The following is an 18,959-nucleotide window of genomic DNA, read 5'->3' as shown; positions in this document are numbered from 1 at the left end:
CGTTCGATCAGGCATATCGCTTGTTGCTCCACCATTGAAGCAGATTGATAATCAGAAGGAGACAGAATGAGGCAATCAACATCACCAAGGCAATTGCGGTCGCACCGGCATAATCGTATTGTTCCAGTTTAGTAATGATCAAAAGCGGTGTAATTTCAGTACGCATCGGCATGTTTCCGGAGATAAAAATAACCGAACCATATTCTCCCACGGCCCGCGCAAATGCCATCGAAAAACCGGTCAGAAGCGCTGGAAACATTTGCGGAAACAGAATCTTGGCAAAGGTCTGCCAACGATTGGCCCCCAGGCTGGCCGAAGCTTCTTCTATTTCATAATCAAGCGATTCCAAAATAGGTTGTACCGTCCGAACGACAAATGGAAGCCCGATAAAGGTCAATGCAATGACAATTCCGAGCGGTGCATAGGTTACCTTAATTCCGAGCGGTTCGAGATATTGTCCGATCCACCCTTTGGCTGAAAACAACGTCGTCAAGGTGATTCCGGCAACGGCTGTGGGGAGAGCAAACGGGAGATCGACGAGAGAATCGAGTATTCTGCGGAAGGGAAACGTGTATCGGACAAGTACCCAGGCAACCAGAAATCCAAAAAAGACATTGATTAAAGCCGCAATCAATGACGCTCCAAACGTAATTTTATAGGAGGCCAAAACGCGCGGCGCAGTGACGACGAGCCAGAACTGACTCCAACTTAGAGAAGTCGTTTTGAAAAAAATGGCCGAGAGAGGGATCAGTACAATCAGGCAAAGATAAAACAGCGTAAACCCGATGGTGAGTCCGAATCCAGGCAGGATATTTCGTTTCTTAAAAATCATTCTGAATAGACGCCCTTTTTATTTCGATGCGGGTTGATAAATTTGATCGAAAATTCCCCCATCAGAAAAATGAAGTTTCTGAGCCTTTTGCCATCCCCCGAAAGTATCGTCAATCGTAAAAAGAGTCAACTTGGGATACTGCTTCGCATATCGCCCGGCAATTTTGGGATCTACAGGACGATAGAAGTTTTTTCCGGCGATTTCCTGGCCTTCTTCACTATAAAGATAGTTCAAATAAGCTTCTGCTACCGGACGGCTCTTATGTTTATCAACTGTTTTGTCAACCAGGGCAACCGGTGGCTGGGCAAGGATACTGATGGAGGGAACCACGATTTCTACCTTTTGATTGCCCAGTTCTTTCAAGGCAAGGAGTGCCTCATTTTCCCAGCCGACCAGAACATCGCCGATCCCGCGCTCGACAAAGGTGGTTGTTGCGCCTCTTGCCCCTGAATCAAGGACAGGAACATTCTTGTAAAAAGCACTGATATAGGCCCGGGCCTTGGCGTCATCCCCATTGTTGGCTTTCAACGCATATCCGTAGGCCGCCAGGTAAGTCCAGCGGGCACCCCCTGAGGTTTTAGGGTTGGCCGGGATAATGCCGACACCCGGCTTGATCAGATCGGGCCAATCTTTGATCCCCTTCGGGTTACCCTTTCGAACAAGAAAGACAATCGTCGAGGTGTAAGGCGAACTCTGGTGAGGAAGGCGTGACTGCCAATTCTTGGGCAGCAACTGTCCTCTTTCCGAGATTTCATCGATATCATAGGCCAATGCCAGCGTCACCACGTCCGCCTCCAGCCCGTCAATGACCGCCCGGGCCTGTTTCCCTGAACCACCATGCGATTGATTGATCACAATCTTCTCCCTGGTCTTTCCCTCCCAGTACTTTACAAATGCCGCATTGTATTCCTGGTACAACTCTCTCGTCGGATCATAGGAGACGTTTAACAACGTGGTTGCCGCTTGGACTTGATAGGGATGAAACAGCACCAACATCATCAAAGAAGACAGGATAAATTTGAATATTTTTTGAGGTAACATTCGCATCATTCCTTTCGGAGAATTTTCTTATTCCCTCTTAAGTCTATGGAGTAAATAGACTAATCATTAAAAAAATAGATCTGGCCATGTCAGACTGTCTTAAAATGAGTCAGTCGTTCTAAAGTTTTTACATTTCTTAGTACTTCCGACATGCTAATCCGATCCAATATCTTTGCCGTAGAATCTCGTACCTCTTTCATGACCATTCTGATACCACAGGTTAACTCATCGTGACATTCCGCGCACTTTCGATAAGCGGTCTGACTGACACAGGGAAGTGGAGCCAGAGGGCCATCGATAATCCGAACAATTTGACCCATCATGATTTCACGAGATGACCTTCCCAGAAGATATCCTCCCCCTTTCCCTTTTTGGCTCTGAAGTATCCCCTGTTTTTTAAGCTCAAGGAGAATTTGCTCCAGGAATTTCTTTGGAATTCTCTCCTGCCTTGCAATCGTCGAAATTAAAACCGGCCCCTTCCCTTCTTCTCCAGTCAGAACCAGAAGGGCTTTCAGGGCATATTTTGCTTTTTTGGATAACATTTTTTAATGTCTACTATTTTGATCTGAATAGTATACTTTATTAATTTGATTGTCAAGTCATTTATTTCCTCCCCTCTTTACAGAGTCTGAGGATTCATAGATAATGCCAGCATGCCTCTCCATATTCTCACCATAGAAGATGAACCCGACATTGCCAGTTTAATCAAACTTTATCTCGAAAAAGAGGGCTATCGGGTGACCCATATCTCGGATGGGGCAAAAGGGTTGACTGAGATTCAGCGGAGCCGGCCCGATCTACTCATACTGGATTTAATGCTTCCGGGGATGGATGGCCTTGAAATCTGCAAAAAGCTTCGGGGTAAAACTGAAACCGCTTCAGTACCGATTCTCATGCTGACTGCCAAAGGGGAGGAATTCGACAAGGTTCTGGGTCTGGAGCTTGGGGCAGATGATTATCTGACGAAACCCTTTTCCCCGAGAGAACTGGTGGCTCGCGTGAAGTCTCTTCTCCGGCGATCCTCGCCAGCTGAAACTCCCGCGGTTCTGAGATATGGCCCACTCACTCTCGATCCAGTTCGGCATGAGGTACGACTCAATGATAAAGAGGTTTCTCTCACATCTAAAGAGTTTGGTCTCCTGGAAATCTTGTTAAAAAATCGGGGAAGAGTTCAGACCCGGGATGCCCTCTTAAATCATGTCTGGGGATACGACTATTTTGGCACCACCCGTACCGTTGACGTCCATATCGGGAGAATCCGGGAAAAAATTCCCCTTCTGGCTGATGCCGTGGTCACCGTCAAGTCGCTTGGCTATAAAATAAAAGATGAAGAATGAAACGGTCCAAACTCAAAAACTATCCCGTAGAATTCTTTGGAAATGGTGGGCCAGTTCACTTCCGATTTTCTCGAAAATGAGCATATCTTCCAAATCAAGAAAGATTTGTTACCCCAGGCAATCCTCGCCGGAACTCTATTGAACCCTCTCCTGATCGATCCGGACCGCCAGAATTTGCTCGCCGCAAGAGTTGAAAAGCTGGGGGATCAGGTCCATGCCCGCATCACGGTCATCCGGAAAGATGGCGTGGTACTTGGCGATTCCTATGAAAAGGGATCGGCACTTCAGGCGATGGAAAATCATCTGCAGAGGCCGGAGATTCAAGAAGCGATGTTCAATGGAACCGGAACTTCAATCCGCTTTTCGGAATCCGTTAAAATGCGAATGGTCTATCTCGCGGTGCCGGTAAAAATCGAAAATGAACTCGTTGGTTTCGTCCGGCTGGCAGTCCCTTTGACTGAACTGTCCGATCAAACTTCCCGGATGAAGAAAAACCTTTTTTTTGTTTTTCTGGCTGTATTTATTTCATCTATTCCGGTTGCTTTCCTTTTTTCAAAAAGACTCACCCGGCCTCTTCAAGAAATCACGCAGGCGGCCCATTCGTTTGGAAAAGGGGATTTATCGCAACGGATTCGTATTCGAACCGGGGATGAAATCGAATTTATGGCAAAAAGCTTCAATCAGATGGCCGATGAAATCTCTCTTAGATTGAAAGAAATTTCCGGTGAACGATCTCAGCTTTCAGCAGTTCTGAATGGAATGATCGAAGGAATTATGATTCTCAATTCAGAAGGAATGGTATTATTAACGAATCCTTCCCTAAACCAGATGTTCTCGCTACAAGGTCCCGTTCATAAGGAGACCTATTATTATGAATTGATTCGTCATCACGAATTAAATGAATTGATTCGTGAGGCCTTGGCCGATCGGAAGAATCAATCTCTCGATATCTCCTTTACCCATCCGCGAGAATCTTTTTTCCAGGTTCAGGCCTCTGTCGCTTTGGGGGGAAATGACGACGAAAACTTTTATATGGTTTTGGTTTTTCACGAAATTACTGAAATGAGGCGACTTGAACGGATCCGTAAAGATTTTGTCGCAAATGTTTCTCATGAGTTGAGAACGCCACTCACCTCGATCAAAGGGTACCTTGAGGCGCTATCGGAAATGGAATCCTCCCATTCCGAGGAGGAAAAAAAATTTCTTGCGATCCTTCAAAAACAGTCCCAGCGGATGGAAAATATCGTTTCGGACCTCCTTGAACTCGCGAGAATTGAGTCAGGAAAGGAAAAACTTCAACTGACTTCCATTTCGGTCAAGCCGTTTTTAGAGAAAACGGTCGCATCTCTCTACCCTCTTGCCGAAAAGAAAGGTCAAACCATTGAAATTCAGACCTCCGAAGATTTAGTCTTAAAGGCTGATCCGGACAAACTGACCCGGATATTCATCAACCTCATTGAAAACGCCATTAAATATACCCCAGAAAAAGGGAAGATACTTATTGGAAGTCAGAAAAAGAACGACCGGATCGAACTTTTTGTCAAAGACAATGGAATCGGCATCCCACTGGTGGATCAAAACCGGATTTTTGAACGATTCTACCGCGTAGACCGTGCGCGATCTCGAGAAATCGGAGGAACCGGTCTCGGGCTTTCGATTGTAAAGCATCTCATCGAAGCTCACGGCGGATCTGTCGGAGTCGAAAGTTATCCCAACGAAGGCTCGACATTTTCCGTCCGATTCCCCGCCTCCTGATTCCTCATGAAAAGGTCAACATGAGCAAACGATCATCCTGACCGGCAAGGATCAAGGAAGTTTACACGGTTGTGACCCAAATTTGATCAAGATGTGATTATCAATCATTAAGCTTGATAAAACCCAATATTTTGATTAAATGGATGACTTCTTTTATGAATAGCGCTGATCCCTCCAGGGAGTTCTTTCACTTCTTTCGAAAAAGCCAGCTCCTCAATTTTCTGTTCAAAAATGGAGTGTTACTGGGTGCTCTTTCGATTCTCGGAGTGACACTTCTGATCGCCGTCCAACTGGTCATTCACTCACACCTACCTATTGAAAAATTTGGATTCTCTTTCCTCTGGAAAACCGTCTGGGACCCCGTCGGCGAACAGTTCGGAGCCCTTACCTTTCTCTATGGGACCCTGATAACCTCGTTTCTTGCCCTCCTTCTGGCTGTGCCGATTGGTCTCGGGATGGCCATTTTTCTCTCGGAACTCTGCCCCTGGTGGCTTTCCAACCCCATCAGTTTTATGGTTGAACTCCTGGCAGCTATTCCAAGCGTTATTTATGGAATCGTCGGTATATTCATTCTCGTTCCCTGGATGCGAAATAGCGGTGAAGCTTTTTTGAAATCCACTTTCGGTTTTCTCCCCTTTTTTAAGGGTACACCCTACGGCGTCGGAATGTTGACAGCCGGTATCATTCTCGCCATTATGATTCTCCCCTTTATTATTTCAGTTTCCCGTGAAGTCCTGTTAGCGGTCCCCTCCACACAGCGGGAGGCAATTCTATCGCTCGGCGCCACCCGTTGGGAAATGATTTGGGTAGCCGTCCTCCCGTTTGCCCGATCCGGAATTATGGGGTCGGTATTTCTCGCGCTTGCCCGGGCGCTCGGGGAGACGATGGCGGTTACAATGGTCATCGGAAACCGGCCAGATATTAAACTCTCTTTATTTGAACCGGCTTACACTATGGCCGCCGTCATCGCCAACGAATTTACAGAAGCAACATCCGATTTTTATATCCAATCTCTCATCGAAATCGGGTTAATCCTATTCGTCGTCACGATTTTGATCCATGCCCTGGCGAGGCTGCTTATTTATAGCGTTACAGCAAAGTTTGAGGGAAGATCATGACATCAGCATTTGCCATCAGGCGAAAAATGATCAATTATTTTATGCTTTTTCTTACTGGTCTGAGTTCGGTTCTTGTCATTTCGATTCTCTTTTTTATACTGGGCTATATTGTGTTTCACGGAATTGGCTCCTTTAGTCCCGCTTTTTTTACCCATCTTCCCAAACCGGTCGGAGAGAGCGGAGGAGGGATGGCCAACGCTATTGTGGGATCGCTAAAACTGATGGGACTGGCAGGATTAATGGGTATTCCCCTTGGCTTCATGGGAGGACTTTATCTCTCGGAATATGGAAAGAAGAACGTGATCGGATTTTGTGTACGATATGCAGCTGATCTCATGAACAGTATTCCCTCCATTGTCATCGGGATCTTTGCTTATATCCTCATAGTACTTCCAATGGGACACTTTTCACTTCTATCCGGAGGCATTGCACTTGGAATAATGTTAATTCCGATCATGGTCAGAAATAGTGAAGAATTTTTGAAATTGGTTCCCGATACAATCCGGGAGGCGGCCCTCGCACTTGGATTGCCAGAGTGGAAGATGGTGATATTTATCGTTATTCCCAGCGCCAGCCGGGGAATTGTTACCGGAATCATGTTAGGATTGGCCAGAATATCAGGAGAAACAGCCCCATTGCTTTTTACCGCTTTTGGAAATCAGTATTGGAATCGGTCTCTATTTGAACCGGTGTCCTCGCTTCCCGTAATGATTTATACGTACGCCATATCTCCCTACGAGGAATGGCATAAGCTGGCCTGGACGGCGGGGATGGTTCTTCTTCTCTTGATTCTTGGAATGAATATCATCTCCCGCTGGATTTTTCAGAAAAGATTGGGATAACAGAAATCATGCCCGCCTCAAAACCTGTTTTTGAAATTGAAAAACTCAATGCCTGGTTTGGAGAAACCCAGGTTCTTAGAAATATTCAAATGGTAACCCTCGGCCAACAGATTACCGCGGTGATCGGCCCTTCCGGATGCGGAAAATCGACCTTTATCCGCTGTCTTAACAGACTTCATGAAGTCATTCCGGGAGCAAGAGCCAATGGGACAGTTCGTTTAGATGGCCAGGATATTTACGGTCCGGGTATCGATCCGGTTCTGGTCCGGCGAAGAGTGGGAATGGTCTTTCAAAAAGCGAATCCCTTTCCCACGATGTCCATTTATGACAATGTCGCGTCGGGAATGAAACTAAACGGTCTCAAAAACCGGTCACTTCTCGACGAGCGGGTTGAACGGTCGCTCAAGAATTCAGCACTATGGGATGAGGTCAAGGATGTGCTCGGCAAATCGGCCCTTTCCTTATCGGGAGGACAACAACAAAGGCTCTGCATCGCGCGTGCCCTGGCTGTTGAACCGGAAGTCCTTCTTCTTGACGAACCCACTTCCGCTCTGGATCCGATCGCGACTTCCCGAATTGAAGAGCTCTTGCTTGAACTTAAAAAATTATACAGCGTGATCATCGTGACCCATAATATGCAGCAAGCGGCCCGGATCTCCGACTTCACCGGGTTCTTCCTTCTCGGCGAAATGATTGAGTTTGGGGAAACAAAGCAGATTTTTACCAATCCAAAAGAAACCAAGACAGAGGACTATATCACAGGGAGATTTGGGTAGGCTTTCTGGCTGATGATTAGGGATCATCTGCTTTGTTCTCGTCGTTCGGCAATCCTCACGTACCGACCCTGTACGCTCCGGTTGCCTTACTCCTGCGGCCTCACAGCTGAAACCCTACTCAACAGCCAATGTTCAAAAAAGAGTTTTGTATTTTAGGAGTTTACTTATGGAACGGCATTTTGATTTAGAACTAAACGCATTGAAGGAAACAATCCTCCGTATGGGGGCCCTGGTTGAGGAACAGATCGCCAAAGCGGTTAAAGCATTGACAGAACGAGATTCTGTCCTTGCTCGAGAAGTCATCATCAATGATCATCAGGTCAATGCACTCGATGTTGAAATAGACGAAGAATGCCTCAAACTGATCGCACTTCACCAGCCAATGGCAAAGGATTTAAGATTCATTACCACCGCGATGAAGGCCTCGACTGAACTGGAACGGATGAGTGATCTGGCCGAAAATATTTCGGAACGGGCGATTGAACTTATTGAAGAACCGGAATTGAAATCGGTTAAAGCCTATGCCGATATTCAACAGATGGCCAAGTATACCCAGCAGATGGTCCGGGAATCGCTCGATGCTTTTGTTAACGGCAATGGAGAAATGGCACGTAAAGTCTGTCGCGACGATGACCGGGTTGATCAGCTCAACCATCAGATCTTTCATGAACTTCTGGCCCTCATGCTGGAAGAACATCACACGATCACACAGGCAATCCGGATCAGCTTTATTTCAAAATATATGGAAAGGATTGCCGACCACGCGACCAATATCGCCGAACTGGTGATTTATCTGATCGAAGGGAAGATCATCCGTCACATTGTGCCCTGATTTAGGGGCTCGCGTCGCCCCCTTCACCGGCAAAGCCGGATTTAAAATCTTATGTCCGCTGGGAAACGCTTCCAGAGCTAGCTCGGATGCTCCACGCTCGGTTTCCTCGCTGAGCTAAATACTTAGCTTTAACAATCGCTTTTTCTAAATCATTCTTCCATCGGCGAGTTGAATTTGACGATTCGCCAGGCTGGCATAGGCCTGATCGTGGGTCACCATCAAAATAGTGGTTCCGCTTTTCCTGTTCACTTCGCGTAAAATATCGATGACCAGTCTGCCATTTATGGAATCCAATGATCCGGTCGGTTCATCGGCAAAAAGAAACCGGGGCTCCATGACAAGAGATCGGGCAATCGCGACCCGCTGTTGTTCTCCTCCGGAGAGCTGGCGGGGAAAACGGTTTAGCTTGTTTCCCAAACCGAACTGATCTAACAACGATTCGGCATAGTTCTTTTTTTTCGACTCTTGTTTGGTCTTTCTAGCCGGGAGCAGGGTATTTTCCAAAGCACTTAACTCGGCGATAAGATAATGAAACTGAAAAACAAACCCGATCTTTTCGTTTCTAAACCGGTTCAGCGCAAGTTTATCCATCCTGCTGATCTCGATCCCGTCAATCTCGATTAAACCTTCCGAGGCCCCATCGAGACTACTTAGAAGATATAATAGGGTGCTCTTGCCAGAACCGGAACGTCCTGTCAGGGCGACAAACTCGCCGCTTTTGATCTCCAACGTGATATCCGTAAGGACCCGTGTTGGCGGATCTCCGATCACTTTTCCGATTTTTTTCGCTATAATTCCCACAATTTACTCCGCTCCGGCACGGATGATTTCAATGGGAGCAAGCCGACCTGCCGAACGGGCAGGGAGAATCGCCGCAATACAGGAAGAGACGATTCCAAGAATTCCGGCCTGGATATAAATATTCGGATTTCGGGAGATCATCAAAGTGCCGGTCAGGCTGCCTCCGGCGGGACCTCCCTGAAAGGGTATCGTGGAGAGGTAATTCGATATTAGATACCCGAATATCAGACCGCAAGCAGATCCGAGGAGGCCCAGGATCAGACCCTGTGAAAAAAAGAGGAGGACGATGTCACCCGTGGCATACCCCATTGAACGAAGGATGGCGATGTCTCTTTTTTTATGCATGACGGTCATGTTCAAAATATTATAAATACCAAATCCGGCAACCACCAGAATCACCCCGATCGAAAGGTACCGGATGATATCCTGAAAAAAGAAGACACTGAGGAAACTGGCATTCTGCTGGTCCCAGCTTTCGACCTTTTCGGGGGAGATTTTGGACCAGGCGGTCGCCATTTGCGCCGACTGGGAGAAATCATGGAGCCTGACGCTGATTTCGTTCACCTGATTGGAGGTCCGGTTAACCTTTTGCACATCTGCCAATCCTCCGTACGCCTGGCTATCTGCAAGTTTATTGCCCGTTTTAAAGAAGGCCACCACCTGAAACGGGGTCGGCTTGCTGTTTGCCAGGGACACCAGGATATTCTGGTAAAGGCGCACCCCAAGTTTCTTTCTCAGATCGTCTCCCAGGATGATCCGGTTTCCTCCTGCGGCCAGTTCGTTCCATCTCCCTTCGGTCACATAATTTCCAATTGTCGTGATTTTCACCTGTTGAACCGGGTCGCAGCCGACCAGGGTTCCCGGGGCAGTCGCTTTCCCTTTGCTGAAGATCACACTCGCCGTCAATTGAGGAGAGAACCCTTCTACACGTGGATCCGCATTCAAACGCTTATACCAGTTTTGCGGATTCTCCACGATGGCGTAGTCTTTTCTTCCGGACGGGGGAACATTCCAAAATACGGTCTTAATTTGCTTTCCATAAAATGATTGATCCAGGGAATGGTCCGTCAAAAACTCCTCTCTCACCTGGATATGAACGTGAGCGCTGTTATTGACCAGCTGATCGATGAGGAATTCCCTGAAGCCAAGCATTAGACCTGAAAGCGAAATAAATGCAGCGGTTCCGAAGAAGATGCCGAGGAGCGTCAGGAGTGTCTGCCTCCGGCGAGCAAGCATGTAACGAATCGCAAGAGAGATCATGGAGCCACCTTTCGGAGGATCAGTAGCCGGTCTCCGGGCCGAATATCGCCCGATATGAGCTCCGCCATTGCACCGTCAATCAGTCCCGTTTTGATCTGTACTGAAAAGGGCTTTTCGTTGTTGCGCTTCACCTGGACCCTTCCCGTTAAGATAGAGGCCACCGGCACCACGAGAACATCCTTATGTTCGGCAATTCCGATCGCCACATCTGCCGTCATCCCGGGGAGGATTTGTGGCGGGAGATCAGGCGTATTGATCCGGACCAGGAAGTTATCTTCTTTCGAATAGACCGACTCCACGACTCCTTCATATGAGGTTTCCCGCATCCCTTCGAAACTGATTTTTGTCTTCTGACCATGCCGGATATGAATGGCCCCCTGCTGTTCCAGGGAGACGACGAGATATCGATCCGAAAGATCGACCAAATTGAGAATCACAGTCTGGGAAAAAACAGATTCACCGTTTCGAAAGGGAAGAGAGGTTATTGTGCCGTCAAATGGAGCGGTCATGAGCGCGGTTCCTTCGATTGCAACCAGCGGGTTTCCTCTTTTGACCTGGTCACCTTCTTTGACATAAAGTTTCCGGATAATACTGGTCACACCTGACTTCAGCTGATAGGTCCTGTTTGCCGTTACGGTCCCGATGCCATAAACACTTTCAATAATCGTTCCCTTCTGCACCGGATCAGAATAGGTTCCTTTATCGCTCTGGATTTTCTGAAACCTTAAGCCGATCATCCATACCGCGAAGGCAATGAAAATCAGAACAACAACGATCTTATGGGCCTGGATCCACATGATGACTTGCTTCATCGATTGACTCCTGGGTCTCGAGGACTGGAAAGATCTCTGGCGGAAGAAACAGCCTGGAGTTTTGCGTAATCCAATTTTGCATTGAAACGGGCATGATCCCTCCCTCTCTTCAGTTGATGGGCATTCGCCAATGCCTGAAGCAGATCGATATTGGACACGTTACCAAACTGGTTATCCTTCAAGAGAAGTTCATAGTTCCGCTGGGCCAATTCAGCGGCCTTTTCCAGTTTGGAGACCTGGATGAGATCCGCCTTCAGCATATTATACGCTGACCGAATGTCCCGTTCGGCTTCCCTTTTCGTCTGCGACAAGACCGTTTCCTTTTGGCGCATTTGAGATTCTGCATCTCTGACCTGAGATTGAATCAGCCCTCCTGAAAAGAGTGGGAGCGTGATATTGAGCTGTAGATCCCAGTTTATCCCTGAATAGAGTCCGGGGCGGGTCAGGTAGTAATCTGCAAGGAGATCCACCGAGGGATAATATCCTCCCTGTGCGGCATGGACGCCTCTTTCCGCAGCGTTGAGATTCCATTTGGCCTCCTGAATATCGGGCCTCCTTTCATAACTTTCCATCCATTTTTCCGGTTCACCTAACTGTTGAGGATAGATCTCAACATCGACAACCGCCGTATTGTTGGGGAGGCCAGTCAAAAAAGCAAACACCTCCCTGGCCACGGAAAGAAGTCCCATCGCATTCGACAATACCGCCTCCAGCGAGGCGATAGCGGATTCGACCGAGACCAGATCCGATTCCCTCGCCTGAGCGACCCGTATCCGGGCCTTCAGATCCTCCTTTCTCTTTTGATTCGCGGCAATCTCATTTTCAAAGTTGGAAATATCATGTTCATAAGCAAGAACATTGTAAAAAGACTGTGCCGTATCTTCAAAAAGCCGGACTTCTGCCTCGGCTTTCGCATATCGGGCGGCCTCTTTTTCAGAAGTTTTTTGCCGAACGACCGCAAAATCCCGAAAGCCATTAAAGAGATTCTCCTTCGCAGTCACCTGCGCAGTGGCCTGATTGGCTGAAAAAACAGACTGGAGGAGGGGATTGTCGGGAGTTTGCTGCGTTGTCAGATTTGAACTGAAATTAACCGTTGGGGAAAACGAGGCCCGATGTTCCAGAATATGTTCCTCAGCCTGATTGATCAATTCTATTTGAGACGCGATGATTTCACTCCGTGCCAGAGCAAGAAGATAACATTGCTCCAGAGTGTAAGAAGAACCATTCTCAACCGTGGCACCGTGGGTAAGGCGGGCCGGAAACGTGATCATGATTGAAGCGATAATAATAAGAATCCTGACAATCAAAAACATTGACCCCATTTTTACTTTTGAGTCATATTAACATTTTGAAAGTGAAATATGAATCCCTGTTCAATTTCCGTCAGGCAGAGACATTTCTCGAGATGCCTTACATTCTAACAGTCAAAAAAAATGCCGGTCAGAGACATCCGACCGGCAGATCAATACATTCAGTACCAAAAAGAAACTAATATTTAATTTTGGTAATCGCCTTTTCTTCTTTTTGCACGACTTCCTTGGGAAGCTTCGCGTAAGAGAGCGCATCCGTGAGGCTCTGACCGTCATGAAGCATCCATTTCAGAAAATCGACAATCGCTTTCCCCTTTTTCGGATCTTTAATTTCTTCAGGAATCAGTAACCAGGTAAAAGATGAGATGGGATAGATATTTGGACCCGGGGCATCGGTTATGGAGACTCGAAAATCATCCGGGATGTTCTTGGACGCCCCGGCAGCCGCTTCGCTCACCGAGGCAAGAGACGCTTTTACAAAAGTTCCGGCCTGATTTTGAACTTTGCCATACTCCATTTTATTTTGAATGGCATAAATCAGCTCGACATAGCCAATCGAATAGGGGGTCTGTTTGACGAGCCCGGCTACCCCTTCGTTCCCTTTACCGCCAAGTCCAACCGGCCAGTTCACAGAAGTCGCTTTGCCGACCTTCTCCATCCAATCGTGACTCACTTTAGATAAGAAATCGGTCCAGATATAAGAGGTCCCGGAACCATCTGAACGATGGACGACGACAATCTCTTTTTCCGGAAATTTCAGTGACGGATTGGTTTTGACAATTTCCGGGTCGTTCCATTTGGTCATCTGACCCAAAAAGATCTTGGCGAGGACCGGCCCGGTAAAATTAATTTCTGCGTTTACTTCGGGAATATTATAGGTGGGAACGACCGCGCCAAGAACCGTCGGAAAATGAAGGAGTTTCTGTTTGCTCGTCTTAAGCTGATCATCGTTCATCGGCCCATCGGTTGCGCCGAAATCAACGGTCATTTCACTCACCTGACGAATTCCGGCTCCGCTCCCGACGGACTGATAGTTAAAATGGAGATCGGCATTCTTTTTTGCAAATTCATCAAACCATTTGGAGTAAATCGGATAGGGGAAGGTTGCACCTGCACCGTTAATTAACAAGGCATCTGCAGCAAGAAGTGATCCTGCTGTTCCGGAAATTAAGCCGATAGACAGAATCAGAATTAATAACTTAAATTTGAATTTCATCATTTTGGTCCTTTGGATTAGGTTTGTAATTTTATGAATCGGTTCAAAAGATAGACCTCTCGTTTATAGGTGCAATCAATTGGATGTAAAATCGGTGTAAAATAGTTATCGGGATTTAAATAAGAGTGGTGCCGAGGAAAAGATTGAGAGGAAATTGCCAGGTATGGAAGAAATCAGTTTTTCTCCCATACCTGGGGGCTAAACATCTATACTATTATGCTATTGTAATCTGTTACTATTAAAACCCGACCTGAGCCTTTACACCCAAAATATTGTCGGTCGCGCTGGTTCCCACATTGTCTATCTTATTCGTAATAATGTTATCTTCCAGAGCCACAATGACTGTTTTGCTTAAATCATAGCTGAATGCTAACTTCAAAAGTGTATTGGTTCCCGGATTGACATTTCCATTGATCGCTGTACCTTTGGTGTTGTTGTCAAAATCGGTATCCGGTTTCATATAATCATACCGAACGAGAACACGTAGAGGATCAATACCTGGAATCCGTGAATAGGCCCATACTGAATAACCATTTCCTTTATTAAATTGGCCCTGAGCCAGATTGGTCCCAGTCGCACCACGAACAGCTCCAGAAGCTGTTTGATTTACACCAGATTTATTATCATCCGCAGTCAAATATTGTCCCGCAACACGAAACACCGGGGTTCCATAGGTTACAAATGCAATGAGGCGGGTTGGATTTTCTTCCGCAAAACCACCTCGTTTTGTTTCCATCAGATCGTACAGGGAAACGGTGACCCCTTGCATATTGAACCCAACGCGTCCGACATAAGCAAAACCCTGACCATCCCACGCGCTGCTGTATCCCTCGCCCTCAAATACGCCGACCTGGTAATCGAGCATTTTGTCCATAAAAGTTCCTGCGACGCTGACACCCTGATCAGAGGTCGTCAAGATCCCCTGACGGTCTGTGAAGACTTTGTCGAGAAAGCGAAAGGTATAAAATGCTTCTTCGTAACCGGTAAAAAGAGTTGGTTGGAGTCCGAGAATTACATGCTGACCCGGATAAAAAGTATAATCTCCATAGATAAATTTAACAAAAGATCTTTGGCCTGTTCCACCATTTTGATCGTAGGTCAATCGAACCATCAGGTCATCATTTAGCTTGTCTTTTGCAGTAATGTAAGCCCGAGTGAAATGATAGCCGTTATCTTTTCCTGCATTGACATCCCCTGTAATCGCGGGAGCCGATCCCGTTGCAGCCGTATTTTTATAGCTATCTCCTGATACTGCCAAGAAATCAACGAAACCGAGAACGTCAATGCTCAGACCTTTATCCAACTCGACCGCTTTAACCGTCTGAACCATTCCGAGCGCAGCCACTGCAACGATGGCAAGCCCTAAAATAGAATTTATGAACTTTTGCTTCATTATGACTCTCCTTTGTATTAAATAAACGATTATTAAAATTTCCCGAAAGAGTAATGCTCTTGTTTATATTTCAAAGCAAATATGTGTAAATTCGGAGTAAATAAACGACAAAATTCAAGAATTGTCAAGGACCAATTTAATATTTAAAAAGATTTTAGTAATGGTTTATCACTCCCTCTTCTGAACATTCCCCTCCCAAATAAAATTTGATCCGCCAAAGTTTTGGAGTTAGCGATCATGCGAATTCTAAAGAAGTTTGAATATTTTGAGGAGGGGGGACTGTATTAGGACTAGATCAAAAAAAGAGGTAATGCCAGACCAACGCCACAAGGCCAAAGCTGATGCAGTAGAATCCGAAAGGCCTTAAAGCTTTGATTTCATGGGTCTTGAAATATCGCATCAGGAACCAAACACTCAAATAGGCAAAGAGACCGGCTACCACACCTGAAATCAGAACCATTAGAAGGTCGAGACGTGCACTTTCAGCAAATAGCTTGGGAACTTCAAGAAGTCCTGCTGCCCCAATGATTGGCGTGGCGAGAAGAAATGAAAAGTGAGCCGCTTCAGCGTAATCGAGCCCGCTCCGCAACCCTGCAATCAGGGTAATCCCCGAACGGGAAATGCCCGGGATTAAAGCAACTGCTTGCGCCAGACCGATTGAAATCGCTTTTTGCCAACTTAAACTCTCCAAGCGATGACTTGCCTTCTGGTGTTTTAATCGGTCGCCAAGTATCAGGATGATGCCGTTGATCATGAGAAACAGGACAATGAGACTAAATCCCCCAAAGAGCAGCCTTAGTTTTTTCTCAAACAGGAGGCCAATGACCCCTGCAGGAAGGGTTGCAACGACCAACAGCCAGAAAAGCCGAAAATTCGATTGAGAAGATTGTTCTTTCTTTGGGAACAATCCGGCAGAAAGCAGCTCTTTCCAATCCCGCCAGAAATAGATAAATAACGCGCCCGCCGTACCAAGGTGAAGCAGGACGAGGAACGGCAAAAAATCAGGATTTTGCCGGTTTAGATCCCATCCGAGGAGGGCCGGAACCAGGACGCCGTGACCCAAACTGCTGATTGGAAAGAGTTCACTTATCCCTTGTAATATAGCAAAAAGTAACATTTGAATAGGATTCATACTCATGGAGTATATCCTCATTAATCCAAATTTGACAATAGCCTCTGTCAATTGTCGAAAAAACTATGCGATTCTAAAAGTCATGCAATGGACTGAATCTAAAGGAATTGAAGAAAAATAGGTAAATAGAGAAGAGGCATGAAATTGACCACATGATTCTTGTTACCCGAGGGCTCGGAAGACCTCACGATGAATATCACGCTTGAAACCGGATATCTTCATTTGATAATTGGGACAAGAAGCATATTGGTCCGTGGCACAATATTGATTGACGTCAGCGGTTCCAACTTCAGGTTTCTCAACTGTTGAAGCACATCTGCATTCTAGCCTGGGGCTGGTATTTATTAATAAATTTGGACAAATCATCTTTTTTTCCTTTCTCGTTTTGGTAACGAAGCATTTTTTCCAAGGACTCTCTCGGAGTTTTCGGAATCTCGTTATTCTGAGTCATCTTTTAGCTTATAACCCAATTGATTGATCGATAAAATTTGAGGAGCCAAAACCGGGATTTTTTCTCGGAGACGGCTGACATGAACATCGACGGTGCGGGTCGTGCCAAAATAATCATAACCCCAAATAGAATTCAAAAGGATCTCTCGCGTGAGAACCCTCCCTTTATTGATAATCAAGTGTTCGAGGAGTTTAAACTCTTTTGCGGTCAGAAGAATATTTCTCTGATCGACCCGGACTTCATGCCGTTCTGTGTCCAGGGAAACACTCTGATAATGATAGATCTTGCCAGAGGTCGCCGGGGGATGGGCTCTTCTTAATACCGCTTTAACCCGGCTCAAGAGCTCTTTCTGACTGAAAGGTTTGCTCATATAATCATCCGCACCAAGCTCAAGTCCGATTATTTTATTGGATTCTTCCCCTTTTGCGGTCAGCATGAGTATAGGAAGGGACGACACTGAAGCATCGCCTCTCACCTTTTTACAAACCTCGAGACCATCCATTCCCGGAATCATAAGGTCCAGAACCAGGATATCGGGTTTTTCTTCTTTTATTTTTCGAAATCCAGTAATTCCGTCAGAAGAGGATCGTACGATATACCCTTCTTTTTCAAATAGATGTGTCAAAAGTTCGGTAATGTGAGGTTCATCTTCGAGGACAACGATTTTTTTCTTTAACATTTAAGTTTCCAGAAACGCTTTTTTACCGAATCGACGAGGTTCACTCATTTTGCGTAGTCTAAGCGCACAATAAATCGGAGCGGTCATAATAGTGTAAAATTCCTGTAAACTCGAAAAGTACACTCTTTCTCGTGACAAATTGGAATAAGTGCATTATTTTGGAAAAAATCGTATGGCTGGCGCCTGAGGCTTCAGATCGTAATTGGAATCAGGAAGCGTTCCTTCAGACGAGAAATTCTTTTTTGATAGTTTTCCAATCCGTTCCGTTTCCAGATCGAACGGACTCCTCCAGGCGAGATCAGAACGCCACTTCTATTCAATTCGAGAGCGACACGAACCTGACCATAAGCCGGATTCTGGAATGCCATGGAGACGACCGCCTTTTCGATTTCGGGAGCGACTCTGTTTTTCAAATTTGGCTTTTTTCGGTCCTTCACCTTTAAAGCTTCTTCTCCCTGTTTTTGATAATCTTTACGGAGTTCGTAAAAATATTGACGGGAGACCCCTATTTTTTTGCAAGCCTCTGACACATTGTGAAGTTCGCCGACCAGACTGAATAGCGCGATTCTTTTTTGAAAAATGACCTGATTGAGTTCCATCATACAGACACCTCTCCTTACGATCCGTAAGCATTGATTTTCCCAATTTGGGAGACTTAAATATCAAGACGTTCAGTTTGTTGTAAAAAATGGGTAAAATTCTCTCAGGAAAGGAAAGAAATCAGGACCAAGTTTCCCACTCAACAGAGCGGAGATGGCTTGATAAGAGATTGACAAAGATCATGAGGAAATGATAAGAAAAGAGTTTCTACTCATTCAGGGCGGCGTAGCTCAGTCGGTAGAGCAAGTGAATCATAATCACTGGGTCGGCGGTTCGATCCCGTCCGCCGCTATTACTCTTTCTGCAGGAAACAGAGTCTCGAACTTTCTGACAGTCCAGGTCCGATAGTGACAGGGAGCCGCTAGTCGATATGCTTAAGTTTTACCACTACGCCAAATGCCAAACTTGCGTTAAAGCGAAGCGATATCTGACCGGCAAGAGACTCCCGTTTCAGGAAATTGACATTACCACCTCTCCCCCTTCCGTCACGGAATTAAAAATGATAATCCGGCAGAGCGGTAAAACCGTGTCTCAATTTCTCAATCGGAGCGGAGTCCAATATCGTGCAAAAAATATGAAAGAACTGATCAAGAAGCTGTCGGAAGATGATATTATTGTGATGTTGAGCCAGGATGGTCGGCTCATAAAAAGACCCCTTGTCACGGATGGGAAAAAGAGCACCGTCGGATTTCAAGAAGAGGAGTTTTCGAAACAATGGCGCTAAAATAGCTATTGACTGATTCTTAGAAAATATGCTATTTTGTTAGTTTTT

Annotated in this window: 19 protein-coding genes and 1 tRNA gene; 8 read left to right on the top strand and 12 right to left on the bottom strand. The window is 46.1% G+C overall.

Annotation, left to right across the window (positions count from 1 at the left end; genetic code table 11):
- Nucleotides 1-7 precede the first annotated feature (7 nt).
- The 3 genes from cysT to HY200_09400 all read right to left on the bottom strand — a co-directional run bounded on the left by cysT (nt 8) and on the right by HY200_09400 (nt 2,415).
- Entirely contained in the window at nt 8-832 is an 825-nt protein-coding gene (gene cysT, locus HY200_09410) for a sulfate ABC transporter permease subunit CysT (GenBank protein ID MBI3595161.1), read from the bottom strand.
- 18 nt (nt 833-850) lie between these two features.
- On the bottom strand, nt 851-1,873 hold the full coding sequence (locus HY200_09405; protein MBI3595160.1) for a sulfate ABC transporter substrate-binding protein: 1,023 nt from the start codon (nt 1,871-1,873) through the stop codon (nt 851-853).
- A gap of 89 nt (nt 1,874-1,962) precedes the next feature.
- Complete coding sequence (locus HY200_09400; GenBank protein ID MBI3595159.1) at nt 1,963-2,415, bottom strand: Rrf2 family transcriptional regulator; 453 nt, start codon at nt 2,413-2,415, stop codon at nt 1,963-1,965.
- 111 nt (nt 2,416-2,526) lie between these two features.
- On the opposite strand from HY200_09400, the gene HY200_09395 reads away from it, so the two are divergent.
- The 6 genes from HY200_09395 (at nt 2,527) to phoU (ending at nt 8,533) form a co-directional block, all read left to right on the top strand.
- Nucleotides 2,527-3,210 (top strand): response regulator transcription factor, encoded by a 684-nt coding sequence (locus tag HY200_09395; GenBank protein MBI3595158.1) that lies wholly within the window; start codon nt 2,527-2,529, stop codon nt 3,208-3,210.
- Between the two features lie 36 nt (nt 3,211-3,246).
- A complete protein-coding gene (gene phoR, locus HY200_09390; protein MBI3595157.1) occupies nt 3,247-4,965 on the top strand; it encodes a phosphate regulon sensor histidine kinase PhoR in 1,719 nt (572 codons plus the stop codon).
- Between the two features lie 155 nt (nt 4,966-5,120).
- Nucleotides 5,121-6,083, top strand: a complete 963-nt coding sequence (pstC, locus tag HY200_09385; GenBank protein ID MBI3595156.1) for a phosphate ABC transporter permease subunit PstC — start codon at nt 5,121-5,123, stop codon at nt 6,081-6,083.
- Complete coding sequence (gene pstA, locus HY200_09380; GenBank protein ID MBI3595155.1) at nt 6,080-6,925, top strand: phosphate ABC transporter permease PstA; 846 nt, start codon at nt 6,080-6,082, stop codon at nt 6,923-6,925. Before pstC ends, pstA begins: the two co-directional genes overlap by 4 nt.
- 8 nt (nt 6,926-6,933) lie before the next feature.
- Nucleotides 6,934-7,701, top strand: coding sequence for a phosphate ABC transporter ATP-binding protein (pstB, locus tag HY200_09375; protein MBI3595154.1), 768 nt, complete (start codon nt 6,934-6,936; stop codon nt 7,699-7,701).
- A gap of 166 nt (nt 7,702-7,867) precedes the next feature.
- Nucleotides 7,868-8,533 (top strand): phosphate signaling complex protein PhoU, encoded by a 666-nt coding sequence (gene phoU / locus HY200_09370; protein ID MBI3595153.1) that lies wholly within the window; start codon nt 7,868-7,870, stop codon nt 8,531-8,533.
- A gap of 144 nt (nt 8,534-8,677) precedes the next feature.
- Here the strand turns inward: phoU and HY200_09365 are convergent, their stop codons facing one another.
- From HY200_09365 to HY200_09325, 9 genes are all read right to left on the bottom strand, one after another.
- Entirely contained in the window at nt 8,678-9,334 is a 657-nt protein-coding gene (locus tag HY200_09365) for an ABC transporter ATP-binding protein (protein ID MBI3595152.1), read from the bottom strand.
- A gap of 3 nt (nt 9,335-9,337) precedes the next feature.
- The gene (locus tag HY200_09360; GenBank protein MBI3595151.1) at nt 9,338-10,594 is read right to left on the bottom strand and encodes an ABC transporter permease; all 1,257 of its coding nucleotides are present in this window, start codon (nt 10,592-10,594) and stop codon (nt 9,338-9,340) included.
- On the bottom strand, nt 10,591-11,406 hold the full coding sequence (locus HY200_09355; GenBank protein ID MBI3595150.1) for an efflux RND transporter periplasmic adaptor subunit: 816 nt from the start codon (nt 11,404-11,406) through the stop codon (nt 10,591-10,593). Before HY200_09355 ends, HY200_09360 begins: the two co-directional genes overlap by 4 nt.
- Complete coding sequence (locus HY200_09350) at nt 11,403-12,719, bottom strand: TolC family protein (GenBank protein ID MBI3595149.1); 1,317 nt, start codon at nt 12,717-12,719, stop codon at nt 11,403-11,405. Before HY200_09350 ends, HY200_09355 begins: the two co-directional genes overlap by 4 nt.
- 175 nt (nt 12,720-12,894) lie before the next feature.
- Entirely contained in the window at nt 12,895-13,935 is a 1,041-nt protein-coding gene (pstS, locus tag HY200_09345) for a phosphate ABC transporter substrate-binding protein PstS (protein ID MBI3595148.1), read from the bottom strand.
- A gap of 235 nt (nt 13,936-14,170) precedes the next feature.
- Nucleotides 14,171-15,325 (bottom strand): hypothetical protein, encoded by a 1,155-nt coding sequence (locus HY200_09340; GenBank protein MBI3595147.1) that lies wholly within the window; start codon nt 15,323-15,325, stop codon nt 14,171-14,173.
- A gap of 295 nt (nt 15,326-15,620) precedes the next feature.
- Nucleotides 15,621-16,457: an undecaprenyl-diphosphate phosphatase gene (locus HY200_09335; GenBank protein ID MBI3595146.1), complete on the bottom strand. Its 837-nt coding sequence runs from the start codon at nt 16,455-16,457 to the stop codon at nt 15,621-15,623.
- A 437-nt stretch (nt 16,458-16,894) separates the two neighbouring features.
- Complete coding sequence (locus HY200_09330; protein MBI3595145.1) at nt 16,895-17,587, bottom strand: response regulator transcription factor; 693 nt, start codon at nt 17,585-17,587, stop codon at nt 16,895-16,897.
- A 191-nt stretch (nt 17,588-17,778) separates the two neighbouring features.
- Complete coding sequence (locus HY200_09325) at nt 17,779-18,189, bottom strand: helix-turn-helix domain-containing protein (GenBank protein MBI3595144.1); 411 nt, start codon at nt 18,187-18,189, stop codon at nt 17,779-17,781.
- Nucleotides 18,190-18,406: 217 nt separating this feature from the next.
- Between HY200_09325 and HY200_09320 the strand changes: the two genes are divergently transcribed.
- Nucleotides 18,407-18,479 (top strand) — tRNA-Met (locus HY200_09320).
- Nucleotides 18,480-18,557: 78 nt separating this feature from the next.
- Complete coding sequence (locus tag HY200_09315) at nt 18,558-18,911, top strand: Spx/MgsR family RNA polymerase-binding regulatory protein (GenBank protein MBI3595143.1); 354 nt, start codon at nt 18,558-18,560, stop codon at nt 18,909-18,911.
- Nucleotides 18,912-18,959: the final 48 nt, after the last annotated feature.

The sequence above is a fragment of the Nitrospirota bacterium genome (assembly GCA_016194305.1).
GTDB lineage: Bacteria > Nitrospirota > Nitrospiria > JACQBW01 > JACQBW01 > JACQBW01.
The sequence above is the reverse complement of the archived record's forward strand: the minus strand, read 5'-3'. Positions and strand labels throughout refer to the sequence as shown.